The 26,492-nt window shown below is 60.0% G+C and carries 29 protein-coding genes; 10 read left to right on the top strand and 19 right to left on the bottom strand.

All coding sequences use genetic code 11. The annotated features are described in order from the left end of the window. Positions 1-275 precede the first annotated feature (275 nt). Both VWY75_RS10550 and VWY75_RS10545 read right to left on the bottom strand, forming a co-directional pair. Positions 276-887 (bottom strand): hypothetical protein, encoded by a 612-nt coding sequence (locus tag VWY75_RS10550; RefSeq protein ID WP_416534630.1) that lies wholly within the window; start codon positions 885-887, stop codon positions 276-278. A 128-nt stretch (positions 888-1,015) separates the two neighbouring features. After that, the gene (locus VWY75_RS10545; protein WP_416538349.1) at positions 1,016-3,364 is read right to left on the bottom strand and encodes a DNA topoisomerase IV subunit A; all 2,349 of its coding nucleotides are present in this window, start codon (positions 3,362-3,364) and stop codon (positions 1,016-1,018) included. 313 nt (positions 3,365-3,677) lie between these two features. Between VWY75_RS10545 and VWY75_RS10540 the strand changes: the two genes are divergently transcribed. From VWY75_RS10540 to VWY75_RS10515, 6 genes are all read left to right on the top strand, one after another. Then, entirely contained in the window at positions 3,678-4,391 is a 714-nt protein-coding gene (locus tag VWY75_RS10540) for an SH3 domain-containing protein (RefSeq protein ID WP_416538348.1), read from the top strand. Between the two features lie 33 nt (positions 4,392-4,424). Then, a complete protein-coding gene (locus tag VWY75_RS10535) occupies positions 4,425-5,255 on the top strand; it encodes an SDR family NAD(P)-dependent oxidoreductase (RefSeq protein ID WP_416538347.1) in 831 nt (276 codons plus the stop codon). Between the two features lie 67 nt (positions 5,256-5,322). Beyond that, complete coding sequence (locus VWY75_RS10530; protein WP_040176068.1) at positions 5,323-5,529, top strand: twin transmembrane helix small protein; 207 nt, start codon at positions 5,323-5,325, stop codon at positions 5,527-5,529. Positions 5,530-5,532: 3 nt separating this feature from the next. Next, on the top strand, positions 5,533-6,105 hold the full coding sequence (locus VWY75_RS10525) for a cob(I)yrinic acid a,c-diamide adenosyltransferase (protein WP_340546565.1): 573 nt from the start codon (positions 5,533-5,535) through the stop codon (positions 6,103-6,105). 310 nt (positions 6,106-6,415) lie between these two features. Continuing rightward, positions 6,416-7,174 (top strand): electron transfer flavoprotein subunit beta/FixA family protein, encoded by a 759-nt coding sequence (locus VWY75_RS10520; RefSeq protein ID WP_340546564.1) that lies wholly within the window; start codon positions 6,416-6,418, stop codon positions 7,172-7,174. Beyond that, positions 7,174-8,100, top strand: coding sequence for an electron transfer flavoprotein subunit alpha/FixB family protein (locus VWY75_RS10515; protein ID WP_340546563.1), 927 nt, complete (start codon positions 7,174-7,176; stop codon positions 8,098-8,100). The genes VWY75_RS10520 and VWY75_RS10515 overlap by 1 nt, the downstream gene beginning before the upstream one ends. A gap of 81 nt (positions 8,101-8,181) precedes the next feature. Here the strand turns inward: VWY75_RS10515 and VWY75_RS10510 are convergent, their stop codons facing one another. Then, the gene (locus tag VWY75_RS10510) at positions 8,182-9,003 is read right to left on the bottom strand and encodes a DUF6473 family protein (protein ID WP_340546562.1); all 822 of its coding nucleotides are present in this window, start codon (positions 9,001-9,003) and stop codon (positions 8,182-8,184) included. A 155-nt stretch (positions 9,004-9,158) separates the two neighbouring features. Here VWY75_RS10510 and VWY75_RS10505 point away from each other — a divergent pair, with 155 nt between their 5' ends. Further along, positions 9,159-10,034, top strand: a complete 876-nt coding sequence (locus tag VWY75_RS10505; protein ID WP_416538346.1) for a 3-hydroxybutyryl-CoA dehydrogenase — start codon at positions 9,159-9,161, stop codon at positions 10,032-10,034. Between the two features lie 121 nt (positions 10,035-10,155). On the opposite strand, the gene VWY75_RS10500 is transcribed toward VWY75_RS10505, so the two are convergent. From VWY75_RS10500 to VWY75_RS10470, 7 genes are read right to left on the bottom strand one after another with little or no spacing between them, the layout of a single operon-like run. Beyond that, positions 10,156-11,046, bottom strand: a complete 891-nt coding sequence (locus VWY75_RS10500; protein WP_416538345.1) for a lysophospholipid acyltransferase family protein — start codon at positions 11,044-11,046, stop codon at positions 10,156-10,158. A gap of 34 nt (positions 11,047-11,080) precedes the next feature. Then, the gene (locus tag VWY75_RS10495) at positions 11,081-11,350 is read right to left on the bottom strand and encodes an HPr family phosphocarrier protein (protein ID WP_340546559.1); all 270 of its coding nucleotides are present in this window, start codon (positions 11,348-11,350) and stop codon (positions 11,081-11,083) included. Next, on the bottom strand, positions 11,351-11,758 hold the full coding sequence (locus VWY75_RS10490) for a PTS sugar transporter subunit IIA (protein WP_340546558.1): 408 nt from the start codon (positions 11,756-11,758) through the stop codon (positions 11,351-11,353). It abuts the gene before it with no gap. 9 nt (positions 11,759-11,767) lie between these two features. After that, positions 11,768-12,658, bottom strand: a complete 891-nt coding sequence (rapZ, locus tag VWY75_RS10485) for an RNase adapter RapZ (RefSeq protein WP_340546557.1) — start codon at positions 12,656-12,658, stop codon at positions 11,768-11,770. Then, positions 12,651-13,088: an HPr kinase/phosphorylase gene (locus VWY75_RS10480; protein ID WP_416538344.1), complete on the bottom strand. Its 438-nt coding sequence runs from the start codon at positions 13,086-13,088 to the stop codon at positions 12,651-12,653. Before VWY75_RS10480 ends, rapZ begins: the two co-directional genes overlap by 8 nt. Before the next feature lie 3 nt (positions 13,089-13,091). Further along, positions 13,092-14,804 carry a sensor histidine kinase gene (locus tag VWY75_RS10475; protein ID WP_340546555.1) on the bottom strand — a complete coding sequence of 571 codons (1,713 nt, stop codon included), beginning with the start codon at positions 14,802-14,804 and terminating at the stop codon, positions 13,092-13,094. 33 nt (positions 14,805-14,837) lie between these two features. Next, positions 14,838-15,539: a response regulator transcription factor gene (locus VWY75_RS10470; protein ID WP_340546554.1), complete on the bottom strand. Its 702-nt coding sequence runs from the start codon at positions 15,537-15,539 to the stop codon at positions 14,838-14,840. A gap of 348 nt (positions 15,540-15,887) precedes the next feature. Here VWY75_RS10470 and VWY75_RS10465 point away from each other — a divergent pair, with 348 nt between their 5' ends. Beyond that, positions 15,888-17,486, top strand: coding sequence for a phosphoenolpyruvate carboxykinase (locus tag VWY75_RS10465; protein WP_340546553.1), 1,599 nt, complete (start codon positions 15,888-15,890; stop codon positions 17,484-17,486). A 70-nt stretch (positions 17,487-17,556) separates the two neighbouring features. On the opposite strand, the gene VWY75_RS10460 is transcribed toward VWY75_RS10465, so the two are convergent. Both VWY75_RS10460 and VWY75_RS10455 read right to left on the bottom strand, forming a co-directional pair. Beyond that, the gene (locus VWY75_RS10460) at positions 17,557-18,456 is read right to left on the bottom strand and encodes a cation diffusion facilitator family transporter (RefSeq protein ID WP_416538343.1); all 900 of its coding nucleotides are present in this window, start codon (positions 18,454-18,456) and stop codon (positions 17,557-17,559) included. A gap of 57 nt (positions 18,457-18,513) precedes the next feature. Next, on the bottom strand, positions 18,514-19,302 hold the full coding sequence (locus VWY75_RS10455; protein WP_416538342.1) for a sulfite exporter TauE/SafE family protein: 789 nt from the start codon (positions 19,300-19,302) through the stop codon (positions 18,514-18,516). A 146-nt stretch (positions 19,303-19,448) separates the two neighbouring features. On the opposite strand from VWY75_RS10455, the gene VWY75_RS10450 reads away from it, so the two are divergent. Together VWY75_RS10450 and VWY75_RS10445 are read left to right on the top strand one after the other, a co-directional pair. Further along, on the top strand, positions 19,449-21,134 hold the full coding sequence (locus VWY75_RS10450) for an acyl-CoA dehydrogenase family protein (protein WP_416538341.1): 1,686 nt from the start codon (positions 19,449-19,451) through the stop codon (positions 21,132-21,134). A gap of 119 nt (positions 21,135-21,253) precedes the next feature. Continuing rightward, positions 21,254-21,658 (top strand): META domain-containing protein, encoded by a 405-nt coding sequence (locus VWY75_RS10445; RefSeq protein WP_416538340.1) that lies wholly within the window; start codon positions 21,254-21,256, stop codon positions 21,656-21,658. Here VWY75_RS10445 and recO read toward each other — a convergent pair. The 7 genes from recO to VWY75_RS10410 form a co-directional block, all read right to left on the bottom strand. After that, positions 21,642-22,367 (bottom strand): DNA repair protein RecO, encoded by a 726-nt coding sequence (gene recO, locus VWY75_RS10440; RefSeq protein WP_416538339.1) that lies wholly within the window; start codon positions 22,365-22,367, stop codon positions 21,642-21,644. The two genes, VWY75_RS10445 and recO, sit on opposite strands and share 17 nt — an antisense overlap. Positions 22,368-22,369: 2 nt before the next feature. Further along, the gene (locus tag VWY75_RS10435) at positions 22,370-22,699 is read right to left on the bottom strand and encodes a DUF1491 family protein (protein ID WP_416534640.1); all 330 of its coding nucleotides are present in this window, start codon (positions 22,697-22,699) and stop codon (positions 22,370-22,372) included. A 6-nt stretch (positions 22,700-22,705) separates the two neighbouring features. Beyond that, positions 22,706-23,611 carry a GTPase Era gene (gene era, locus VWY75_RS10430; RefSeq protein ID WP_340546546.1) on the bottom strand — a complete coding sequence of 302 codons (906 nt, stop codon included), beginning with the start codon at positions 23,609-23,611 and terminating at the stop codon, positions 22,706-22,708. Beyond that, positions 23,608-24,294, bottom strand: coding sequence for a ribonuclease III (rnc, locus tag VWY75_RS10425; protein ID WP_340546545.1), 687 nt, complete (start codon positions 24,292-24,294; stop codon positions 23,608-23,610). Before rnc ends, era begins: the two co-directional genes overlap by 4 nt. Then, positions 24,291-25,127, bottom strand: coding sequence for a signal peptidase I (gene lepB, locus VWY75_RS10420; protein ID WP_416534641.1), 837 nt, complete (start codon positions 25,125-25,127; stop codon positions 24,291-24,293). Before lepB ends, rnc begins: the two co-directional genes overlap by 4 nt. 63 nt (positions 25,128-25,190) lie before the next feature. Then, a complete protein-coding gene (acpS, locus tag VWY75_RS10415) occupies positions 25,191-25,622 on the bottom strand; it encodes a holo-ACP synthase (protein WP_340546543.1) in 432 nt (143 codons plus the stop codon). Positions 25,623-25,681: 59 nt separating this feature from the next. After that, entirely contained in the window at positions 25,682-26,443 is a 762-nt protein-coding gene (locus VWY75_RS10410) for a pyridoxine 5'-phosphate synthase (protein WP_416538338.1), read from the bottom strand. Between the last annotated feature and the right edge of the window lie 49 nt (positions 26,444-26,492).

Raw genomic sequence — 26,492 nt, 5'->3', positions numbered from 1 at the left:
CTGTAGGCGCCCTTTTGAATTGGGGGTCGAAACCCGACCCGAATTTCCTCTGCGCGCGCGGCTTATTTGGTTTATAGGTGAAAATCAACCCGTTCCTGTGCGTCCTGTCGCAAATCACCGCCAGATCATGAACCATAGGCCACAGAGTTGCCGCCACAGGGGAATGGCAACAGGGTTCATTGCATCGGGCATGATCGGCAATGCCGGTGTCAGGGGGCCGACCGGTCAGAGCCTGGCGGAAACGGATCTGGATCCACCGCGCGCGTGAGGCGGAATCAGCCCGCCGCGGCTACCGGTGGTTCTGTCACCCCGGTGGTGCGCGGTTGGTCAACCTGTCCGGAGGTCTGTTCGGGCCCGAACCAGCCCTCTTCCTTGCGCTGCTCGACCAGCCAATCCTCGATCTGGCCCACGGCGTTGCGCGCCAGTCCCCGCATCTGTTCTTCGCGGGTCCGGGCATGACCGGATCCCACCAGGAAACTGTCTGCCGTTGTTGTCTCAAAGACGGTGAATTTCTTGACGACCTTGTTCAGTTTGGCACCTGCGGCGTCGTCCCAAACGGTCACATTGACCGCCAGAACCGATTTCGGGCTGAGCACGAGGGGTACGCCGCCGGGGGCGACAAAATACCCTTCAACGCTGATCCCGAAATGATAGATCTTGTCGCCCTGATACTGGCTGAAGCGGGCATTGACCTCATTGGTGAGGATATCGACCCATTCCTCTTTTGAGACTTTCCGCGACCCCGGCACCATCTGAACCTTGGATGCGATGACGATGTTATGACCCAGCTTGAAGTTCCCGAGTTCCTCCAGCGGTTCGTCCGGCGCAGCGGCGGTACAGGCGGCGACAGCGACCATGGCGGCCAGGAGGGTAAAGATCCGGATCATAGCAGTCTCATTTCAGTTAGAAGACATCCCCAGATAGCCGCCCGGTACGGAACCGGTAAAGCCGTCATGGCCCTACGGTTCCACCGGGTGGCGCTGAGGTCACAGGTGCAGGGCAGCCACATCTGATCCTATTTGAACTTGTAGTTGCGCGGGAACCCGTAGGGCGGCCGTTTGCCGACACCTGCGCGCTTGCCCAACCACTGGCCCAGATCGGTTTCATGACGGGTCTTGCCACCGCCCATTTCCCAGCTGAGACCGTCATCCCAGTTGAACGTGGTGACATCGCTCAAACCGCCATCCAGCTCCAGCGACCCCTGCTTGCCACGGGCCATATTGTATTTCTGCAACCGCACGCCCTTGCCACGGGACAGCTCGGGCATCTCCTCAACCGCGAAGACCAGGAATTTGCCATTCTCAGACACCACTGCAACGTGATCGCCAATCACGGGGATGCAGATCTTGGCGCGGTCGTCATCCCTGACGTTCAGCACCTGCTTGCCGCCGCGTGTCTGGGCAACGATATCTTTCTCGGCGCAGATAAAGCCGTTGCCCGCATCCGAGGCGACCAGCAGGCGACCGTCTGGATTGTGGATCAGGATATCGACAATCTCGACCTCATTGGGCAGATCCACCATCAGGCGCAGGGGTTCACCCATGCCGCGCCCGCCGGGCAGGTTGGACGCGGAAATCGTATAAAACCGCCCGTTGGACGCAAAGACCAGAAGCCGGTCCGTGGTTTCGGCATGGAAGATGAAGCGAGGGCCATCGCCATCCTTGAACTTCAATTCCCGGCCCAGGTCGATGTGGCCGGTCATAGCGCGGATCCAGCCCATCTGCGAGCAGACCACGGTGATCGGTTCGCGGTCGATCATCGCTTCGAGCGGCACATCTTCGACTTCGCCCGCCTCGGCAAAGCGGGTGCGACGCGGACCACCCTCATAGGATTTGCCAAACTGCTTCTTGGTGTCCTTCAGCTGTTCGGCGATGCGGCTCCACTGGAGCTCCTCGGAGGCAAGCAGTTCGACCAGACCAGCGCGTTCTTTCTGTAGGGCATCGCGTTCGCGCACCAGTTCGATCTCTTCCAGGCGACGCAGGCTGCGCAACCGCATGTTCAGGATCGCTTCGGCCTGGACTTCGCTCAGCTCTCCAGGCCCGGCGGCGGGCGAGATATAATCGGCTTCGGTATAGGCGCGCGGGTGATCCAGCGCCCAGTTCTCGCGCATCAACGCGGCCTTGGGATCATCGTCATAACGGATGATATCAATCACGCGATCCAGATTGAGGAAGGCGATAATGAACCCTTCCAAAACCTCGAGCCGGTGATCGATCTTGTCCATCCGGTGCTGCGACCGGCGCTGCAACACGTCGCGACGATGATCAAGGAAGGCGCGCAGCACCTCCTTCATCGAACAGACCTTGGGGGTCACGCCGTCGATCAGCACGTTCATGTTCAGGCTGAAGCGGATTTCCAGATCCGAATTGCGGAACATCATGTTCATCAGCACTTCGGGATCCACATTCTTGGACTTCGGCTCAAGAATGATGCGGATATCCTCGGCTGATTCGTCCCGAACATCGGCCAGGATCGGAATCTTCTTGGTCTGGATCAGCTCGGCGATCTTTTCGATCAGCTTGGATTTCTGGACCTGATAGGGGATTTCGGTAATGACGATCTGCCACTGGCCACGGCCCAGATCCTCAACCTCATGGGTACAGCGCAGACGGAAGGATCCGCGCCCGGTGTTATAGGCCTTGGCGATATTTTCGCGTGGCTCGACAATCACGCCGCCGGTCGGAAAGTCCGGTCCCGGCACGTAGTTCAACAGCGTATCATCACGGGCATCCGGGGTCTTGATCAGATGCAGGCAGGCATCGATCAGTTCGCCGATATTATGCGGCGGGATATTGGTCGCCATGCCCACCGCGATACCGGCCGCACCATTGGCCAGGATATTCGGGAAGGTCGCGGGCAATACAACCGGTTCAGTCAAACGCCCGTCGTAATTGTCACGGAAATCAACGGCGTTCTCGCTCAGCCCGTCCAGCATCGCCTCGGCTACAAAGGTCATCCGTGCCTCGGTGTAACGAGAGGCCGCCGGGTTATCGCCGTCGATATTGCCGAAGTTGCCCTGCCCGTCGACCAGCGGATAGCGGACGTTGAAATCCTGCGCCAGACGCGCCATCGCGTCGTAGATCGCCGCGTCGCCGTGGGGATGGAAATCACCCATGGTGTCGCCGGAGATCTTGGCCGATTTCAAAAAGCCGCCCGTCGAGGTGAGACGCAGGCGGCTCATCGCGTAGAGAATGCGGCGGTGCACCGGTTTCAGGCCATCGCGGGCATCGGGCAGCGCCCGGTGCATGATGGTGCTGAGAGCATAAGTCAGGTACCGCTCGCCAATCGCACGGCGCAGCGGCTCCAGTATTTCTCCGGTTGCGGGGGAATCGGGGGTGTCTTGATCATCTACCAGGTCGGTCATGCTCTGGTGATACTGCCCCCTCCGGTCTTGGTAAAGCGGGGCCGTGCGAAAATGCAGAGTTACCCCCATATATCGACCTCACCACAACCGGCAGGGTCTGCCCGTCGCCCGACCACCGCCCGTACGACCGACAAAGCCGACTTGGGGGAGAAAGTCGCCACCTCTCCCCTACTACGACTCGAAAAACTGCTGTAAGATCTAAGTTAAGCCGGAACAATCTGTGCCGCGGGTGCGTATTACCTGCAGCCGAGCGAATGCTCGATAATCATGAATTTGCACAGGTTTTCAGGCTGATCCTGGGGGGGATTTGTATATGTCACGCTTTGTTATCGCATCATTTCTGTTTTTGGGCTGGGGTTTTTACGAAGCCAGTGGCGGCGCTGATTTTGAGCCGCCCAAAGGCCCCTCTGCTGCCATCGACATCGCCAAGGCTGCTTTTGGCAGTGATGTCGACACCAGCGACACCGCAGCGCGCCGCACCGCGGTGACCGCAGAATCGCTGGTCAGCAAGGTGGCCCTGCGCGTGCCACAGACCGCAGCTACAACCTCAATGAACGCAAAATCGCCGCGCCCCTCCGCAGACCCCAATCTGCGTTCGCGTGTCGCGATGGCGCAGATCGCCGCTGTTGGTGAGGGGCTGAGCAACAGTGACGCTGCATTTTCCGTGGCCCAAGCTTCGGCGCCCGCCTCTGCGCGGATACCGGGTTCGGGCGATACGGCAACGGTGCAGCTGGCCTCGCTGTCGGATGGGCTGTCGGGGCAACCCCTGGTTCAGGCCGCGCTCGAAGCGGATGCCACCGGATTGAACCCGGCCGAACCCGCAGAAGACATCCGCACCATCACTGCAACCCGCGTCAACATGCGGACAGGCCCCGGCACGGTTTACCCGATCCTGGATCGGCTCAGCAACGGCGAGAAAGTCACGGTTGTTGAGGACATTGGCACCGGCTGGCTGCACCTGCGCACCGTAAAAGACGGCAAGGTTGGCTGGATTGCGGCTTCCCTGGTGAGCAAGAAACGCCCATAAAGCGCCGGTACAGGTGACCGCGCGAGGGGTTTTATGCAGAAAACGATCCTGATCACAGGCTGCTCCTCCGGGATCGGTCTGGATGCTGCGCATGGTATGCGCGAACGTGGCTGGACCGTGTTTGCCTCCTGCCGCAAACCGGTCGACTGCGACAGGCTGCGCGCGCAGGGATTTGTCAGCCCGCTGATGGATTACACAGATGCAGAAAGCCTGCGCAGCGGTCTGGCAGAGGTGCTGGAGCGCACCGGCGGCACGCTGGACGTATTGTTCAACAATGGTGCGCACGGGCTGCCCGGCGCTGTTGAGGACGTCTCGACCGAAGGGCTGCGCAGCATCTTTGAAAGCAATGTCTTTGGCTGGCACGAGCTGACCCGCAACGTCATCCCGGTGATGCGCGCACAGGGGTATGGGCGAATCGTGCAGAATTCGTCGATCCTCGGTTTTGTGAGCTTCCCCTGGCGCGGCGCCTATGTGGCGACCAAACACGCCATCGAAGGGCTGACCGATACCATGCGGGTTGAGCTGCGCGACAGCGGCATCAAGGTCATTCTGATCGAGCCCGGCCCTGTGACGTCGAAGATCCGCGAAAAGGCCATTCCCCATTTCGAGAAATACGTCGATTGGGAGAACTCCGCCCTGCGCGACCGCTATGAGGCCAGCCTTCTGAAGCGGCTCTATGAAAGCAATGGACCAGACAGGTTCGAACTCCCGGCATCCTCAGTCACGGCCAAACTGATCCATGCCTGCGAGAGCCGACGGCCACGTCCGCGTTACTATGTCACCGTGCCGACCCATATCGGAGGTGTGCTAAAACGCATCCTGACCACACGCGCGATTGACCGTATCCTCGCGCGGCTTAGATAGCTGATGCGCGGCGGGCCCTGCCATGAAGGCGGCGGCTGTCGCGGCAAGAAACAAGGAATATGAGAAGATGGGCGATCCGCTCTACATCCTGGCGATTGCTGCGATCGCCGCAACCGTCATCGTGCTGGTAATCGGCATTGGTGGCTTCGGCGCCGGCGGCGCCTTCAATGCCAGAAATGCCAACAAGATGATGCGCCTGCGCATCCTGTTTCAGTTCCTCGCCGTGGTGTTCATCCTCGGATATGTCTATCTTCGCGCTCAGGGAGGTCAGTAAATCATGGTCGTATTGAACAAGATCTACACCCGTACCGGCGACAAGGGCGACACCGCTCTTGGCAATGGAGACCGCGTTGCCAAACATTCCGCGCGGGTCAATGCCTATGGCACCTCGGACGAGCTGAATGCCTTTGTCGGGGTGGCGCGACTGGAGGCCGATGGTGAGATGGACGCGGCGCTGGCGCGTATCCAGAATGACCTGTTTGACCTGGGCGCGGACCTCTGCCGACCTGAAATGGACAAAGATGCCAATGCCGAATACCCGCCACTGCGAGTTGCCGATGCACAGGTTGCGCGTCTGGAAGCGGAAATTGATGTCATGAACGCCAATCTCGCGCCTCTGCGCAGCTTTGTGCTGCCCGGTGGCGCAGCTCTCTCCGCACATCTCCATGTATGTCGTACCGTGGCGCGCCGCGCCGAACGTCTGGCAACCGAGCTTGCCACGCAGGAGGACATCAATCCGGCAGCGGTGAAATATCTCAACCGGCTGTCCGACTGGTTCTTTGTTGCGTCGCGTGCCGCCAATGACAACGGCGCGCGCGATGTGCTCTGGGTGCCCGGCGCCAATCGATAAGCGCCGCAACGACAATACCCCACGCGCCCGACCGAGCGGCGCGTGGCAGAGCTGGTCGGTGATCGCATAGCGCTGCGGCAACCTGTCCCATCGAGATCAAGCACCGGTATAGCTGCCGCTGCGGCAGTGCAGCATTATCGGCGAAACATTCCTGCAAAACTGCTGATGCAAACCGTCAGACGCGACGTCGGAGGGCGGTAACGTGACGATTTTGCCCTGTTGCGGCGCAATCTAAGCCGCTATCAACATCGCGAGAGCATGGAGGAGAGTCGCCCCGGCGGCTTACCGTTTGTTAAGGAGAGAACGCAAAATGAAGGTACTTGTGCCTGTCAAGCGCGTGATTGACTACAACGTGAAGGTCCGCGTCAAAGCGGACGGCAGCGGTGTCGATCTCGCCAACGTCAAAATGTCGATGAACCCGTTTGACGAAATCGCCGTCGAAGAGGCGATCCGCCTCAAGGAAGCCGGCAAAGCTGATGAGATCGTCGTTGTCTCCATCGGTGTGAAGCAGGCGCAGGAAACCCTGCGGACCGCGCTCGCCATGGGTGCCGACCGCGCGATCCTGGTTGTTGCAGCAGATGACGTGCATACCGACATCGAGCCGCTGGCTGTTGCCAAAATCCTCGCCAAAGTGGTCGAGGAAGAGCAGCCCGGCCTGGTTCTGGCAGGCAAGCAGGCGATCGACAACGACATGAATGCCACCGGTCAGATGCTGTCGGCGCTTCTGGGCTGGTCGCAGGGCACCTTTGCCTCTGAGCTGGACATCGATGGCGATAGCGCCGTTGTGACCCGCGAAGTGGACGGCGGCCTGCAGACCATCAAAGTGAAGATGCCCGCCATCGTCACCGTTGACCTGCGCCTGAACGAGCCGCGTTACGCTTCGCTGCCGAACATCATGAAGGCCAAGAAAAAGCCGCTGGACGAGAAAACCGCCGCCGACTACGGCGTCGATGTCTCCCCGCGTCTGGAAATCATCTCCACCACTGAACCCGCAGCCCGTGCCGCAGGCATCATCGTGGGCTCCGTGGATGAGCTGGTCGGTAAACTCAAAGAAGCGGGGGCTGTGTAATGGCTGTTCTTCTCCTTGCCGAAGTGACCGATGGCGCCCTGGCGCTGGACGCAACCGCAAAAGCCGTGACCGCGGCAAGCAAGCTGGGCGACGTGACCGTTCTGGCCGCTGGCGCCTCTGCGGCAGCAGCCGGTGCAGAAGCCGCCAAGATTGCAGGCGTGTCGAAGGTTCTGGTTGCTGAAGACGCCTCGCTCGGCCACCGTCTGGCGGAACCGACTGCTGCGCTGATCGCCTCGCTGGCATCCGACTATGAGCACATCGTGGCGCCTGCGACCACTGACGCCAAGAACGTCCTGCCCCGCGTTGCAGCCCTGCTGGACGTGATGGTCATTTCGGACGTATCCGGTGTTGTCGATGGCGACACATTCGAGCGTCCGATCTACGCAGGCAACGCGGTTCAGACCGTAAAGTCGCGCGACGCCAAAAAGGTGATCTCGTTCCGGACATCCACCTTCGACGCGGCTGGTGACGGCGGCTCCGCCTCCGTTGACACCATTTCCGCTGCCGAAAACCCCGGCCTGTCCGAATGGGTCGAGGACAAAGTCGCCGCCAGCGATCGCCCCGAGCTGACCTCGGCCGGTGTTGTTGTGTCCGGTGGTCGTGGTGTTGGGTCCGAAGAGGACTTCAAACTGATCGAAAACCTGGCCGACAAGCTGGGTGCGGCGGTTGGCGCCTCCCGCGCGGCCGTGGATTCGGGCTATGCACCGAACGACTGGCAGGTGGGTCAAACCGGCAAGGTCGTGGCGCCTGAGCTTTATGTTGCGGTTGGGATCTCCGGCGCAATTCAGCACCTGGCAGGCATGAAGGACTCCAAGATCATCGTTGCGATCAACAAGGACGAAGAGGCTCCGATCTTCCAGGTTGCCGATTACGGCCTGGTGGCCGACCTGTTCCAGGCCGTACCCGAGCTGATCGAAAAACTGTAAGCGCATCGCGTAAACATGTGAAAAGCCCGCGACATCTGTCGCGGGCTTTTTTTTTGTTTCAAACAACCTTTCGGGTCGCGATCAGTTCCTGAGGCGGGGTTGCAGATACTGCGCCACCTGCGCCGCAATTCTAACATGCTCCTTCGGGCCGACCATTCGCTGGGCCGACGGCAGGTCAAGCTGTCCGTAGAACATGCCGTCAATGTCTGCGGCATCCCGCGCGGTATGGACAGGGATCTCAACAACCCCGAGCACACGCGCACGCAGTGCATCCACCATCGGCCGGTCAACCAGCGCAGGCTCATGCCCAAACAGGGCCTGATGATCGACGTCGTAATGGATCCAGAGCAAAGTCACCTCCCCATTGAGCGCCGCGATCAGCTCTCCCATACGGTCAACCCAGGTCTCTTGCAGATGATCACGAACGGTTTCGTAACGGGTTCTGCAACAAGATCGGAGCGCGCTCAGCAGGTGCTTGTTAAAGTGATACTCCGTGAAATCCATTTCCGGATACAGATCCCGCAGCGGCTCATGAGCGCATAAGAACCTGTCATTGCGCCGGGGATGAACCTTGTAATAGCCGTTGGAGATATTCTGTGCCCCCAGCACCTGGACAAGAGATGCTTCGGCCTTGCGGGCAATATCCAGAATATCCGGATCGCTCAAAAAGCTGTCGACCCCGGCATTCACGCTGCCAAGGTTTACGCAGGGGCGCTGTAGAATCGTTTCTGCTTCGGCCACGAAGGGACGTTCGACAAAGCGTCCAAAGACCTCTGTGCCGCCAATAAATGCCAAATATGGTTCAGTCAGATTACGCGCCGGCCCGCGGACCAATAATTTCGAGCCCGCATAGCTGCAAGGCTCGCCCGCAAGCGCTGTCGCGCTCTTGAGTTCATAGCTCATAATACCCACCAAATTTCACCCGAGACTCACTTAATCCGAGATCCGTTGACGAATTGCTAATGCTCAACTTTGCCTAAAAACCCGGCCAATCGGCCTTGTGCCGCCCACGGACCCGCCAGTATGATCCGCCGGAAAACTCCCAAGAGGCATGAGCGATGGACATCCAGAAAATAGGCGTGATTGGTGCAGGCCAGATGGGCAATGGCATCGCACATGTGATGGCGCTGGCAGGCTATGATGTTGTTTTGAATGACATAAGCCAACAGGCCTTGGACAGTGCCGTGAATGCGGTGAAGAAGAACCTGACCCGGCAGGCCAGCAAGGGCAAGATCGAGCAGGCGGATGTTGACGCTGCACTAGCGCGCATTTCGACAACGCTAACGCTGGCGGATGTCGGCAAGACTGATCTGGTCATCGAAGCGGCGACAGAACGCGAAACGGTGAAGCAGGCCATTTTCGAGGATCTGCTGCCGCATCTGCTGCCGCACACGATTCTCACCTCCAACACCTCGTCGATCTCGATCACCCGACTGGCCAGCCGGACCGACCGACCGGAGCGCTTCATGGGGTTTCACTTCATGAACCCGGTGCCGGTCATGCAGCTGGTCGAACTGATCCGCGGCATCGCCACAGATGAAGCCACTTTCTCGGCCTGTCACGCGGTGGTGGAAAAACTGGGCAAGACCGCAGCAAGCGCGGAGGATTTCCCCGCCTTTATCGTCAATCGGATCCTGATGCCGATGATCAATGAGGCGGTCTACACCCTGTATGAAGGCGTGGGATCCGTGAAATCCATTGATGAGTCGATGAAGCTGGGCGCCAATCATCCGATGGGACCATTGGAGCTGGCTGATTTCATCGGTCTGGATACCTGTCTTGCCATCATGAATGTACTGCATGATGGTCTGGCGGACACCAAATACCGCCCCTGCCCGCTGCTGACGAAATATGTCGAAGCAGGCTGGTTGGGCCGGAAAACGCAACGCGGGTTCTATGATTACCGGGGTGAGATCCCAGTGCCGACGCGATAGGCGGATATCTCAGAAAGGGGGCGCTGCCCCCTTCGCAGGCGAAACCGTCTGCCAGACGGTTTCCGGGAAGCCTGCTCATCCCACGGGGATATTTCCAGCCAGAAGATGACGCGCGGCGGCTCTAGCCCAGCTTACCGAGCGACAGCGTATGTTCGCGCAGCCAGGCCATAAAGCCGCGCGGATCGCTCTGCAGCTTTTCCATCTGCGCATCGCTAAGGGGTTCACCGACAACCGGGCTCTGCGGCTTGTTGCAGGATCGCACGATCTCATGCAGCAACAACCCCTGACGCAGGATCGGCGAGACCTGATTGGCGATCTGGTACCAGCGAGAATTGCTGCCCGGAAAAAAGATGGGCACCACACGCGCGCCGGAGCGGCGAATGAGCTGGGCGGTGAACACGTTCCATTCCCGCTCGATTGCGGGGCCGAACCAGCTGTCCGAGGACATCACCACACCGGAGGGAAACAGCGCGACCACGCCCCCCTCTTTCAGATGCGCCATCGTTTTGGCCCGCATTTCGACCATCTTGCTTTGTGCTTCGGGGTCATGGGGAAACGGGACCGGGATCATAAAAGAGGTTGCCGCCTCGTCCAGGCCGGTCAGCACGGAGCGGGTCAGGATGCGATAATCCTGACGCACCCTGCCAATGAGATCCGCAAAGATCATCCCATCGACCATCCCATGCGGGTGATTTGCAACCACCACCACCGGCCCCTCTCGCGGGATGCGCAGGATTTGCTCCTGCGGTGTTTCCAGATCGATTCCCATGACATTGAGGGCACCGCGCCAGAATTTCTGGCCCCGGTATTCGGCGTTGCTGCGCTCGAACCGGCGCACCATCCTGAGGATCGTCAGCTTGCCCGTGCACCATTCGATGGCGCGGATCGCAAAAGACGTCCAGCGGTCGTCAAAGGAATTGGCATAGGTGAGAGTCCGGCGGTCATAGATCTCGCCGGTCTCTTCGGTCCCTGGCGTCGCGCCAGCGTCGCGATCATGCGCAGTATCCGCCAAGTGCCTTGTCCTGTTCCGTAGCTATAAATGAGCCTCAGTAGCCTTCGCCGAACTTGTCAGCAACAAGCGTGTCCAACGCCGAGGCAAGCGCCTCTGCATCCGGGCCCGAGGTCTCGATGTCAATAGTCGTTCCTTTTGAGGCTGCCAACATCAAAAGCCCCATGATGCTGTCCCCGGAGGCCGACAGCCCGTCCCGCGAGACTTCGGCCGTGGCATCAAAGCCCTCGACCACCTCGACCAGCTTCGCTGAGGCGCGCGCGTGCAGTCCTTTTTCATTGACGATTTTCAGCGTTTTACGAACCATTTAGTGCGCTTGCTCCCCTTCGGGGTTGATATTTTGGGCGTTAATGTACTTGCGGCCCGCCTCCATGGCATGCCTGACCGCATCCGCAACAGGCAGATGGCGGGATTTTGCCAGTTTGATGAGCATCGGCAGATTGGCCCCGTAGAGGATCCGGCGATCTGGTGGCGTACAGGCCAAGAGGCTGAGGTTCGACGGAGAACCGCCAAACAGGTCCGTGACCACAACGACACCGCCGCCGCTGTCGACGGCATCGGCAGCACGGCAGATCTCGCGCTGCTTCTCATCCCGGTCGTCTTCTGGGCCTATGCTGATCGCCTCCAGGCAGACCTGAGGACCCACAACATGTTCCACGGCGGCCAGATATTCTCTGGCCAGCCCCCCATGTGCAACGATCACGATTCCGATCAAGCCGGTCCCTCACTTCTGTCGCTGGCCGTGCAGCTCGCGGTGTCTAATTGACACCTGCTGCCCGTTTTCCGCAAGGTCCTTGGCCAGGGTTTCTGCCATCGTGACCGAGCGGTGCTGCCCTCCGGTGCATCCAAATGCTATAGAGAGATGCGATTTACCCTCTTCTCGATACGCAGGCAACAGCAAGCGGATCAGATCAAGCACCCGGTCAAAGAACGGCTGATAGCGGCTGTCCTCCTGGACATAGCTCTGCACCTTCGGATCCCTCCCGTCTAGGCTTCGCAAGTCTTTCTCCCAATAGGGATTGCGCAGGAACCGGCAGTCGAACACCATATCAATGCTGCGTGGCACGCCGCGTTTGTAGGAAAAGCTCTGCAAGGAAACCGCCAGCGCCCGCCCTTCGGGGGCAAAGCGGCGTTCGATATCCGCCTTCAGCTGGTGGATGTTCATCTCCGAGGTATCAAGCAACAGGTCGGAACGGTCGCGGATCGGCAGCATCAGATCAATCTCGCGAAGCACCCCGACCTCAGGATCCTCGGCCGGGGCAAGCGGATGGCGGCGCCGGGTCTCCGAGTAGCGTCGCAGCAGGACATCGGGGTCGGCATCGAGGTAGAGCACGGTCAGATGTAGATCCCGGCGCGCAGCCAGCATGTCGATAACATCGAGCAAGGCGGCGGGGGAGAAATCCCGGTTGCGACTGTCCAGACCCAGCGCCATCGGTCGGGTCAGGCTGTTGGTCTCCACCAGACCGGGCAGCAGGCGCAAAGGCAGATTGTCAATCGCCTCAAAACCGAGGTCCTCCAGCACGTTGATGGCCGTGGTGCGCCCGGCACCGGACGGGCCTGTCACCAGAACGATCGGCACCGCCGTTGGATCAGGGACAGCATCCGGGTCAGGCATCGGGATTCAAGGCTCCGTGTTTGAGAAACTGCAGCAGCGCAGGGGCGAAATGCGGGCCGTCGACACGACGCAGCTGGCGGATTGGCCGGTTGAGGATCCTGGTTTCAATCTGGGGCGGCAGGCGTTCGGTTTCAACATGATCCAGATCGACGACACCGGCCAAATGCGCCTGGTCTGCTGCCCGGGCGAACAGCAGGCCCAACCCGCGCGCCTCGATCATATTGCGCAATGGTTCCGGCGCGCTGACCACCAGAGCGTCATCGCTGGCAGTTATGATCACCTGATCATCCGCGATCAGTTCCGCCCCGAGCGCCATCATTTGCAAGGCCAGTGTCGATTTTCCACTGCCGGAGCCGCCCGTGATCAACAGACCCTGCCCCGCCACCGCGACACAGCTGGCGTGAAGCCGACAGGTCGGCGTCGCAGCCATGGGTCAGACCGGGAGGCCGACGACAAACCGAGCCCCCAGAGGTTCCGAGGTGATGTCAGCTTCGGTCGGGCGGATATTCTCGGCCCAGATCACACCACCGTGTGCTTCGACGATCTGTTTGGAAATCGCCAGGCCAAGGCCCGAGTTATTGCCAAAATGCTCAACGGGCCGTTGTGAATAGAAGCGTTTGAACACCTTGCTCAGGGCCTGATCGGGGATGCCGGGACCGGTATCTTCAACCACGACCAGAACGCGGTTGTCGCGACGGCGCGCCCAGACGCGGATGGCATCGCCGTCCTCGCAGAAGGAAATCGCGTTGGTGATCAGGTTGACGAAGACCTGCGCCAGCCGGGCCTCCAGCCCCTGAATTGTTATCGGTGTCTTTGGCAGGTCGGTGATATAGTCGATCCCCTTGCCGCGCGCATCCTCGCCAAGGAATTGATTGAGGTTGCCAAGCATATGGAGGAGATCAAAGCTCTCCTCCTCCTCTTTCACCAGCTCAGCGTCCAGCCGCGAGGCATTGGAGATATCGCTGACCAGCCGGTCCAGACGCCGCACGTCGTGTTCGATGACATCCAGCAGCTTGTCACGCTGATCTTCGCGTTTGACCATCCGTAGCGTACCGACCGCCGATTGCAGGCTGGCCAGCGGGTTCTTGATCTCATGAGCCACATCTGCGGCAAACTGTTCATTGCTGTCGATGCGATTATAGAGCGCCTTGACCATACCACGCAGGGCGCGGCTGAGACGGCCAATTTCATCCGGGCGGGCGCTCAGATCGGGAATGCGAATGCGCCCAGGCTTTGATTTTCGGGAGTCGCCATCGCGACCCAGCTCTGCGGCTTCTGCGAGGTCTGCGAGCGGGTTTGCGATCGTGGAGGCCAGCACAAGGCTCAACCCGATGGATACGACCAGCGCGACCACAAACATCTGCAGGACGCGCTCCTGCTCGCCGCGAACCAATGCGTCGATTTCGCCGGTTGGTGAGGCCAGCGTGACAACGCCGATCGCTTCTCCCTGAAACAGGATCGGCGTGGCAGCGGAGAAGACCGTACCGCCGCTGGTATCAACAACGGCCTTTACCTCTGTCCCGCCTACCAGCGCCTGTTGCACCATAGCGCGCAGCTGGTCCTCAAGAGGCTGGGCGGGGGTCTCCGGCGTGTCCGACTTCAACAGTCCGCCCACAAAGGACCAAACAGCCGCCAGAGCATCGCTGATCAGGGTTGCTGATGGGCTGGCGTCATTGAGAAGGTCCAGCGCGCCGCCCTGTTCGATCCCCTTGGTCTGGGCAATCAGCGTCCCTGCGGTGTCAAAGACAAACACTTCCGCACCGGCCCGCAGGCTGATGTTCTGAAGGGTCGTTACCGGATCTATCCCGTCGCCGACCGCAAGGCTCACGGTGCCCAGTTCAGGCAGCTGTGCCTCAAACACATCCGAGATCAGCATCGCTTCGGCCGCCAGGGCACCTGCGCGCTGAAGCACAAGGCTCTGACGCGAGGAATTGAGATAGAGGATACCCGACACCAGAATGATCAGCGCAATAAGGTTCAGCGTGATGATCCTGCGTGTGAGCGGCGACGCCCGCAGCGTCAGGACGCCGCGACGGGCCCGCCGGTCCTGAAGTTCACGCGCGACGTTCTGCTCCGGCGCGACCCAATCATCGCCCAGAACAACATCACTATCCCGCCGTGGGCGGGTTATGCCAGAATCGCGCATCGGCGTTGTACTCCGCCTGACCCTGAGCAGGGCTTACTCTTCATTGTAACGGTACCCGATACCATAAAGCGTCTCAATCGCCGAGAATTCAGGGTCTGCATTGCGCATTTTCTTGCGCAAGCGTTTGATGTGGCTGTCGATGGTCCGGTCGTCCACATAGACCTGATCGTCATAGGCGACATCCATCAGCTGGTCGCGGCTTTTGACGAAACCCGGTCGCTGTGCCAGTGCCTGCAGGAGCAGGAATTCAGTCACCGTGAGCGATACATCCTGCCCCTTCCAGCTGACAGAATGGCGTAGGGGATCCATCCGCAGGTTGCCACGCTCCATCACCTTGTTTTCGGTGGTGGTGGCCACTGCATCGCCGCTGATCGCCTCCTGACGGCGGAGCAATGCGCGGATGCGTTCGACCAGCAGCCGCTGCGAAAACGGTTTCTTGACGTAGTCATCAGCGCCCATGCGCAGGCCCAGAACCTCGTCGATCTCATCATCCTTGGAGGTGAGGAAGATCACCGGCATCTGGGTCTTCTGGCGCAGTCGCTGCAACAGGTCCATGCCGTCCATCCGTGGCATCTTGATATCAAGGACGGCCATATCGGGCAGCTTCTTGTTGAACGCGTCCAACGCAGCCTGCCCGTCATTATAGGTCTCAACCTCGAAGCCTTCAGCCTCAAGGGTCATCGAGACCGAAGTCAGGATATTCCGATCATCATCGACTAAAGCAATCTTAGACATCTGATTGGCCCCTAATCTGCTCTTTTTTGCGTTTTTTAGACGTTCATCGCCGTTCTACCTCGGCGAATCAATGCCAATTGAGGAATCTCGACACAGTTTCGCCTCAATTGAGACAAAAATACCTTAGCAGGCGCTGAACATTCCGGCATCTACCCTCGCAAATTGTCTTTAAAAAAAATGGTTGCGCTAAACATCGCCTTGATGGCGCTAACTGCGTCAAACCGTTCTGTTCAGCCAGTAAAACCTCATGTTAAGACCACCCACATCGGCCGGTTGTGCCGATCTCTGCCCCAGGGCGCGGCTTTTATTGTTTGCGGCCTTCAATGGTCGACACAGGAGAAAGAACACATGGCATCTGGACGGGTTAACCCGCAATTCCGCCTCGAAGATCAAGGTATCGAAGGACTGGGGAACGTCTATTACAACCTCATGGAGCCAGCTCTGATCGAGGCAGCTCTGAAGCGCGACGAAGGTACTCTTGGCAACGGCGGCGCCTTCCTGGTGACCACCGGCAAGTTCACCGGCCGCTCCCCCAAGGACAAGCACGTGGTGAAAACCGACAGCGTCGCTGATACCATCTGGTGGGAAAACAACGCCGAGATGAGCCCAGAGGGCTTTGATGCGCTCTACGAGGACATGCTCGTCCATATGCAGGGCAAGGATTATTACGTGCAAGATCTGGTCGGCGGGGCCGACCCTGTCCATGCGATCAATGTGCGCATGGTCACCGAACTGGCCTGGCACGGGCTGTTCATCCGCACCATGTTGCGCCGCCCGGATCGTGAGGATCTGGATGATTTCATCGCCGACTTCACCGTGATCAACTGCCCGAGCTTCCAGGCGAACCCTGAGCGCCACAACTGTCGCAGTGAGACCGTGATTGCGATGAACTTCGATCGCAAGATGATCCTGATTGGCGGTACGGAATATGCCGGTGAGAACAAGAAATCCGTCTTCTCGCTGCTGAACTACCTGCTGCCGGAAAAAGGCATCATGCCGATGCACTGCTCCGCCAACCACGCCAAGGGCAACCCTGTGGACACCGCCGTGTTCTTTGGCCTCTCCGGCACCGGCAAGACCACCCTCTCCGCAGACCCCGACCGGGTGCTGATCGGCGACGATGAACATGGCTGGGCCGACAACGGCACCTTCAACTTTGAAGGCGGCTGCTATGCCAAGACCATCAACCTGAATGCCGAGGCAGAGCCGGAAATCTACGCCACTACTTCCAAGTTCGGCACCGTGATCGAGAACATGGTGTTCGACCCAGAGACCAAGAAGCTAGATTTCAACGACGACAGCCTGACGGCCAATATGCGCTGCGCCTACCCGCTGCACTATATCTCCAACGCCTCGGAAAGCGCCCGTGGCGGCCACCCGAAGAATATCATCATGCTGACCTGCGATGCCTTCGGAGTGCTGCCTCCGATCGCGCGGCTGACCCCAGCGCAGGCGATGTACCACTTCCTGTCCGGCTTCACCTCCAAGGTGGCGGGCACAGAGCGCGGCGTGACCGAGCCGGAGCCGACCTTCTCCACCTGCTTTGGCGCGCCCTTCATGCCGCGCCGCCCGGAGGTTTACGGCAACCTGCTGCGTGAGAAGATCGCCCAGCATGGCGCCACCTGCTGGCTGGTAAACACCGGCTGGACCGGCGGCGCCTATGGTATCGGTTCACGGATGCCGATCCGCGCAACCCGCGCTCTGCTGACCGCCGCCCTGGATGGTTCGCTGGCCGAGGCTGAGTTCCGCAAGGATGGCAACTTTGGCTTTGACGTACCTGTGACCGTTCCGGGCGTGGCCGAGGTTCTGCTGGATCCGCGCCGGACTTGGGACGATCAGGCCGCATATGACGCGCAGGCTGCGAAGCTGGTTCAGATGTTCTCCGACAACTTCGAGCAGTACCTGCCCTACATCGACGATGATGTGAAGGCAGCCGCGATCAGCTAAGCCGACCACAGTCAGATCAGAAAAGCCCCGGTCCATGGCCGGGGCTTTTTCGTGTCTGGCAATGACCGATCTACTGCCCCGGTTTGATCCCGCCATCTTCCAGTTTGTGTTCCGGTTCCACGTGGATCGTAACCTGCGCTGTAGGCAGGGAGACGCGGATCGCCTCTTCGATACGATCACAGATCGCGTGCGACGCCCGCACGGTCATCTCGCCTGCGACAACCATATGGAACTCGACAAAAACCGCCTGCCCGGCGCGCCGGGTTTTCAGACCGTGCACCTGCAAGGCCCCCTGCGCGGTCCGGTGTATGATCTCGGCAATCTCCTCGCGTTCGTGGGATGGCGCGGCCTGATCCATCAACCCGCCAACAGAACTGGCTACGACGCGGTACCCTTCGCGCAGGATATTGACTGCCACAAGCAGCGCCAGAAGCGGATCTAGCCATGGCCAGCCTGTCGCAAGCGCAAGACCAAGGCCGCAAAGAACCCCGGCAGAGGTCCAGACGTCGCTCATCAGGTGGCGCCCACCGGCAGATAAGGCAGGCGAGGCCAAGGCCGTACCACGCCCGATCAGAACCCGCGCCCACCAGAGATTGACCAGCATCGCCACGGCATTCACCAGCAGCCCCAACGGGCTCCACACCAATGGCGCCGGGGTGCGCAGCGCCTCTATCGCCTCGTGCAGGATCAGCAGGGCCGCGACGATAATCATGATCCCTTCCAGCACCGCCGAGAAATACTCGGCCTTGTGATGGCCAAAGGGGTGACCAGCATCAGGCGGGCGATTGGCGTAGCGAACCGCGAACCACGCCATGATAGCACCACCGATATTGACCAGAGACTCCATCGCATCGGAAAACAGGGCAATTGATCCGGTCATCCACCAGGCCAGCGCCTTCAGCACCAGTACCAGCAGCGCAACGACAATAGATGCAGTGGCCAACCGTTCCGCGCCAAATCCCTTCACCATATGCCGTCCTTCGTCTGCCCGTTCGGATCATACAGGCTCTAGTGATGGTGTTAGAGCCTATGAGATGAGGCCCCGCCGCAGCAGATTTGCCCCCGCCAGCAGCAATACAACCAAAGTTACCCGCCGAAAGGTGACCTGATTGATCCGATCCTGCAACCGTCCGCCGACCCACATTCCCAGAATCGCCGGAGGGATCAGCAACATTGAAAAGGGCGCGGTCTCGGCTCTCATGACGCCGGACCCGATATGCGCCACCAGCAGCGCCACGGCGCCCAGCCCGTAGATGACTCCCTGTACCCGCATCTGCTCGCGCTTTTCGGTTCCAAGCGCCGTCAGATAGGCCACCGTGGGCGGCCCCCAGATACCGGAGAAGCCACCGATGAAGCCGGCGACAGCAGCGACCGTTGCCTCAATACGCGGTGTGGCGCTGGAAATGGGGATTGGAATCCCAAACAGCTGCAACAAAGCAAACAGGGTGACCGGCCCACCTATCAGGATCAGCATGACTTCCTGTGGCAATACGCGGACCAGCTGCGCACTGCCCAGCAGAAAGATCAGACCCACAAGCAGAAAGATCCTGAACCGCCGAATCGACTCCCAGGCCGCCATTACCCCTTGCCGCAGGGCCTGCATCCCATTGGTCACCAGCGTGGGCAGAATCAATCCGGCAAGCGCGATATCGGGCGGTAAGAACAGGCTAAGTCCTGAAACAAGGATCATCGGCATTGCAAAACCAACCATCCCCTTGACCGTGCCGGCAAGTGCTGCAATCGCAAACGCAAAGATCAAGTTTTCCGGGGTAAGACCCGCAGAGAGGAAAACGGTAAGGATCGAATTATCGGACATGATCAAACCCTTAGCACAGGTTTCCATCGCCGCGCGCACAAAATCGTTACGTAATTTTTGATCCAATCATAATGCCGCAGGGTATTTTTGTTGCGCTGCAACTGCAAAATGATTTACCACTGAGCCAGCTGAAAAGGATGTGATTCATGGCCCACGACGGACAGGACCCGCAAATGCAACCAACGCTTATTCCTGATTTGCTGGCGCTGACCGCTGCTGCGCTGGAACCGGTTGACCAGCTGCTGGAGGCGGCCCGTAGCACCGTCCGCGATCAGGTCAGCGAAGGCGGCCGGGTCTCTGGCGCGCTGGTCGAGGCCAACCAGACCGCCGCCCATGGCCTCGCCTGGCTCGCGACCTACGCCTACAGCCTGCGCCAGATGCACCGCTGGGCCAGCGACCTGCACTCAAATGGCAAGTTTGGCGAGATGGAGCACCTGCTGCTACAAATCGGTTTTGGCGAATACCTCTGGCAGATCTACGGCGGCATCCAGATGAACCAGGGCGAAATCCTGCGTTTGCAGGATCTGGGCCTGTCGCAAGAGAGCCAGCGGATGCTGATGGCCCCTGCCGTCATGACGCTCTGTGACAGCGGCAACACGCAGGCTGCGCGCGTCCGGCTGGTTGAGCTGATGCAGGAACAGGCCGGATCGGTGATGTTCGGCGCTTCGGGTCTGGACGAAGAACTGGAGATGATCCGCGACCAGTTCCGTCGCTACGCGGTCGAAAAGGTCGAGCCAAACGCCCACGACTGGCATCTGAAGGATGAGCTGATTCCGATGGAGATCATCGAGGAACTGGCCGAGATGGGCGTCTTTGGTCTGACCATTCCCGAAGAATACGGCGGCTTTGGTCTCTCCAAGGCGTCGATGTGTGTTGTCTCCGAAGAGCTGTCGCGCGGCTATATCGGTGTTGGCAGCCTTGGCACCCGCTCCGAGATTGCCGCCGAGCTGATCATCGCAGGCGGCACTGAAGAACAGAAAGCCAATTGGCTGCCCAAGATTGCCAGCGCGGAAATCCTGCCGACGGCGGTATTCACCGAGCCGAATACAGGCTCTGATCTTGGATCTCTTCGCACCCGCGCGGTGAAGGATGACAATGGCGACTACAAGATCACCGGCAACAAGACATGGATCACCCATGCCGCCCGGACCCATGTGATGACCCTCCTCGCGCGGACCGACCCCGACAGCACAGATCACCGTGGCCTGTCGATGTTCCTTGCGGAAAAAACACCGGGCACCGATGAAAACCCGTTCCCAACCGAAGGTATGACCGGTGGCGAGATCGAGGTTCTGGGCTATCGCGGCATGAAGGAATACGAGCTGGGCTTTGACGGGTTTCACGTGAAGCGTGAGAACCTCCTCGGTGGTGAAGAGGGCAAAGGTTTCAAACAGCTGATGGAAACGTTTGAATCCGCCCGTATCCAGACCGCAGCCCGCGCCATCGGTGTTGCGCAATCGGCTCTGGATATCGCTATGCAATATGCCCAGGACCGCAAGCAGTTCGGCAAGCCGCTGATCGCCTTCCCGCGTGTGGCATCGAAGCTGGCGATGATGGCGGTAGAGATCATGATCGCGCGTCAGCTAACCTATTTCTCCGCCTGGGAAAAGGACAACGGCCATCGCTGTGACCTAGAGGCGGGCATGGCAAAACTGCTTGGCGCACGTGTTGCCTGGGCGGCTGCCGACAACGGCCTGCAGATCCACGGAGGCAATGGGTTTGCCTTGGAATACAAAATCAGCCGCGTGCTCTGCGATGCCCGCATTCTCAACATCTTTGAAGGCGCTGCAGAAATTCAGGCGCAAGTCATCGCGAGACGCCTCTTGGCCTGAGTTCAGTCATTAACTCCCCTGGACACTCCTCTGACCCGGTGCGTTTCGCGCCGGGTCTTTTTTATCTTTGCGCCTCCCTGGTTGGTTGACCTCGCCCCCTCATCGAGTAGCGTGCGGCGATGCGGACCAAGTTTTTCTCTCTCGTCACCCTGACTTGCGCTTTGCCCCTAACGGGCTGTTTCGGCGATGAAACCCTCCGCGGCTACGGCGGCCGTGGCGTGCTATGGCAGCTGCAGGAGATCGACGGCCATATTGTGAAAGACGCCACAACCCTGTCCTTTGATCGCGGGGAGAACGTGTCCGGCGCCCTGCCCTGCAATCGTTTCACCGCACGGCTGGACGTCCCCTACCCGTGGTTTGACCTGGCGCAGATGGCGACCACGCGCCGTGTCTGTCCAGCTCTCGGAGAAGAGGTGGCGGTTCTCGACGCCTTGCAGCAGATGCAGATCGTGGAGATCAAGGGCGACGTCATGATCCTGTCAAATGAAACCGGGCGCGAGATGGTTTTCAAGGCTGCCGACTGAGCAAATCCAAAAAGCGCCCCCGCGCCTCTGGCAGCGGGATGTTGCCCAGCGATGGTGCAAGCCTGTGTTCCAGAAAGAAACCCGTGGTGGACAAAGCCGCCACGATGTCCTGCGTCTCGGCCCCTCCACGTCCCAGTAACACGTCCGGCAAGGGCAACATGCGGTCGGCCCATTCCCCCGCCCCAGAGCGCGACACCGCTCGCCCGCTTTTGGGGGAGACATAGATCAGCTCATGTCGACTGCCAGTGACGGCGCAGTGATCGAGATCCAAGCCGAAGCCCATCTCCTCCAGCAGCGCAACTTCCCAGCGCAGATAGGCCAGCGGCCAGATATCGTCACGCCCCAGAAGGTCCAGAAGCTGCGCGCTGCGCAGATACAGGTCAGGGTGCGGTTCGCGTTCAGGCAGGCAGAAGGCGAGCAGCGCCGTCACCGCGTTCAGCCCGGCAAGCGCCAATCGGCTGGACATTGCCGTGGCGGCGCGGCTGCGGATCAGCTCAGCCTGATAGCTGCCAAGATGGTCTTCGAGCCGCGCGCGCCAGGTCAGGTCCAGTTGGGCACCCGGCTGCAACACCGGCGCCATCCGGCGCCCCGCGCCACCGCGGACGATCCCGGAGTGACGCCCGTGTTCGACGGTAAACGCATCCACGATGGCAGCACTTTCCCCATGGCGGCGCATCGTCAGCAATATGCCTTCGTCGCGCCACTCCATGATCAATCCAGCCCCGGCTCGTCCAGCAAATGCCGCCCATCGCGATCTTCGACCTCGATTACCCAGAGGTCAGGGTCGAAACTGCGCTGTTTGGCGATGGCGGCATCGACATCCGCCTCATCCCCCTCGGCCAGAGTGACCCAGCTGCGCAAGCCGCTCATCAGGTCATAGGAGCGGTGCAGAGCCTGCGCCCGACGGTCCAGCGTGTTCAGCTTCACCAATACGGCCCCCGCTGTGTCATCACCATGAGAGGTCACAAAGGCAGGGATATCGGCGAGCCGCAATCGGGTGAGATAGGCCTGCACCCAGAAACTGGCGGTCAGCCGCGCCATATGGGATCAGTTCCCGTCCTTGAAATCTAGGCCCATCTCGGAATAGCGCTCGGATTCTTCCAGCCAGTTCGGGCGGACCTTCACCTGCAGGAAGAGATGCACCTTGCGGTCCAGGAACTCTTCCAGCTCAGCGCGCGCCGCCTGGCTCACAGCCTTGATGGTCTCGCCACGCTTGCCCAGAATGATGCCCTTGTGACCATCGCGCACGACATAGATGATCTGGTCGATTTTGGCGGAGCCATCTTTGCGCTCTTCCCAGTTTTCGGTTTCGACCGTCAGTTGGTAGGGCAGTTCCTGGTGCAGGCGCAGGGTCAGTTTCTCGCGGGTCATCTCTGCGGCGATCATCCGCATTGGCAGATCGGCGATCTGGTCCTCAGGGTAGAGCCAAGGCCCCTCTGGCAGCTGCTCCGCCAGCCAGCTGCGCAGATGGTCGACACCGTGGCCCTTCTCGGCTGAGATCATAAATGTGTCGGCAAAGGGGTAGCGGTCGTTGAGTTCCTTGGTCAGGCCAAGAAGCACTTCGGATTGAACACGGTCGATCTTGTTGATTGCGAGGGCAATCTTGCGCCCCTCGCCGATGTTCTCCAAACCTTCCAGGATGCGCTCTACCCCTTCGGTGATGCCACGATGCGCCTCAACCATCAGAACAACCACATCAGCGTCCGCAGCTCCACCCCAGGCGGCAGCAACCATCGCGCGGTCCAGACGCCGCCGCGGCTGGAACAGACCAGGCGTGTCGACAAAGACGATCTGGCTCTCCCCCTCCATGGCGACACCGCGGATGCGGGCGCGAGTGGTCTGCACCTTATGGGTTACAATCGACACCTTTGCCCCAACCATACGGTTGAGAAGGGTGGATTTGCCCGCGTTGGGCTCACCAATCAGGGCAACAAAGCCGGCGCGTGTGGTCATTTTTCCTGCTCCAATCGAGCCAACAGAGATTTGGCTGCGGCCTGTTCGGCCTGACGTTTTGATCCGGCGGTTGCGCGGCCTTCGGTGCCGTCCTGCAGCTGCACGGAGATGGTAAATTCCGGCTGGTGGTCGGGCCCCTTGCGCTCAACCAGTACATAGGTGGGCGGCTGCTCTCCGCGCGCCTGAGCAAATTCCTGCAATGTGGTCTTGGGATCGCGCGCATCCGCCTCGACCCGGCCAATTCGATGGCCCCAGAGCCGCAGGATCAACTGCTGCGCGGCCTCAAAACCACCGTCCTTGTAGACTGCGGCGATGACCGCCTCCATTGCATCCCCCAGCAAGGCCAGTTTGCGTCGACCGCCTGACATGGTCTCGGAGCGGCCCAGTTTCAGCACGGCCCCCAGATCAATCTCCCGTGCCACATCGGCACAGGTTTCCTTGCGCACCAACGCGTTGAACCGTGGCGCCAGCTGGCCCTCGGTTGCGGTCTTGTCCGTATCCAACAACGCCGTCGCCATCACCAACCCCAGAACCCGGTCGCCCAGAAATTCAAGCCGCTGGTTGTCCTGCCGGTTCGGAGACGAGACCGAGGCATGTGTGAGTGCGCGCACCAAGAGTGCCGGCTGGGAGAAATGATAGCCGATCCGCGTCTCAAACGCTCGCATTTCTTTAGAGAGTTTCACTCGATCCCCTTGAAGAAGCGATCCGCGCGCCAGGTCCAGAAAAACAGCATCGACCGGCCAGCCGAGGAGAACATGATCCGATCTGCGCGACCAATGAGATTTTCGAAAGGCACATAGCCGACACCACCGGCCGATTGCGGCAGTCGGCTGTCGGAGGAATTGTCGCGATTGTCACCCATGAAGAAATAGTGACCAGCAGGCACCTGATAAATGCCTGTGTGATCCATACCCTGATTGCCGATGTTGAGCACAACGTGCTGACTGCCGCCCGGCAGAGTTTCGATCTGGCGGGATTTCGTGCAGGTTGCCCCTTCACCCACAGGGGCGTTTTCACAAAGAGGATAAGATCCGGCAGGTCCCTGCGGCGCCATCAGCTCCTCGAACTCGCCTGCATCCTGCAGGGCCACAGCCGCGCCATTGATATGCAGGATGCCGTTTTTGACCTGGATCTTGTCCCCCGGCAAGCCAACCAGCCGCTTGATGAAATCGTTCTGGTTTACCGGGTGACGAAAGACAACGACATCGCCGCGTTCGGGTTCATCGGCCCAGATGCGCGAGTTATCACCGTCAAGGAAGCCACAGATATCACTGCTGTCGATGTCGATGCCGACGCTGGGGAATTTCAGGCTGGGGCAGGACGCCGAAGAGTAGCCGTAAGCCATTTTGTTCACGAACAGAAAGTCGCCGATCAGCAGGGTTTCCTTCATCGAGCCCGAAGGGATCCAGAACGGCTGAAAGAACAGGGTGCGGAATACACCCGCGATCAGCAGGGCGTAGACAATTGTCTTGACCGTCTCAAGGATCGAACTTCCGACTGTTGCTTTGGCCGTCATCAGGCTCTCCGGTCTAACTGTAAACAAGGGTCCGGCGCTACATGCGGGGCCGCTCCGGGTAAGTCAAGCATCGCCCGGCGTCGCAAGCGGTTCACTGGTGATTAGGCGCGCTTCGATGACGACAAAAGCCTGCGCCCAGGGATGATCATCAGTCAATGTGACATGGATGATGGCCTCGTGACCCGGGGGTGTCATCTTTGCCAGCCGATCTGCGGCCCAGCCGGTGACATGCATGACCGGCTGGCCGCTGCGCAGATTGGAAACGGCCATGTCTTTCCAGGCGATTCCCATCCGCAACCCGGTGCCGAGTGCCTTGGAGCAGGCCTCCTTGGCAGCCCAGCGTTTGGCATAGGTTCCGGCGACATCCATGCGCCGCTCGGCCTTGCGCTGTTCGATTTCGGTGAAAACACGGTTTTTGAACCGGTCACCAAACCGGTCCAAAGTGCGCTGAATACGCTCGATATTTGCCAAGTCAGTGCCAACGCCCAATATCATGCCCCGATCAAAGGCGATCTGACCGGAACTGGCAAGACCCGTGGGCGTCGGTGGCTGTCCTAGACGCGCGCCTCATCCATCAGGCGGCGCATTTCGGCGATGGCCGGGGTCAACCCTCTGAAGATGGCCTCGCCGATCAGGAAATGGCCGATGTTCAGTTCGCGCACCTCTGGAAAGGCCGCGATCGGTTGCACACAATCATAGGTCAGACCATGGCCCGCGTGAACCTCCAGCCCCAGGGAATGGGCAAAGCTGGACATTTCGCGCAGGGCTGCCAGCTCGGCATCGCGCTTGGCAAAATCGCCCTCGGCATGAGCCTCACAATAGGCACCCGTATGCAGCTCGATCACCTCAGCACCGATGCGATGTGCCGCCTCGATCTGCCGCTGGTCAGCAGCAATGAAGATCGACACCCTGCACCCGGCATCGCGCAACGGCGCGATGTAGTGGGCGAGTTTGTTTTCCTCGCGGGCCACTTCCAGCCCCCCCTCGGTCGTGCGTTCTTCCCGCTTTTCCGGCACGATACAAACCGCATGGGGTTTGTGGCGCAGGGCGATCTTCTGCATTTCTTCGGTCGCGGCCATCTCAAAATTCAGAGGCACGCTCAACGCTTCCATCAGCCCGTCGATATCGCGATCGGTGATGTGACGGCGGTCTTCGCGAAGATGGGCGGTGATCCCGTCGGCTCCGGCTTCCTCGGCCAGCTTGGCAGCGCGCACCGGATCAGGTACCTGGCCGCCGCGTGCATTGCGAACGGTGGCCACGTGGTCAATGTTCACGCCAAGCCGCAGGTCTGTGTTGTGCGAGGAAGTCTGTGCCATGGATCGCAGTTCCCAATTGAGTGCCTTTTGCCTGACACTAGGGGTTGCG

Source organism: Phaeobacter sp. JH20_08 (assembly GCF_048056635.1).
In the GTDB taxonomy this organism is placed as follows: domain Bacteria; phylum Pseudomonadota; class Alphaproteobacteria; order Rhodobacterales; family Rhodobacteraceae; genus Phaeobacter; species Phaeobacter bryozoorum.
Note: the sequence above shows the minus strand (reverse complement) of the source record. Positions and strands in the feature narration are given on the sequence as shown.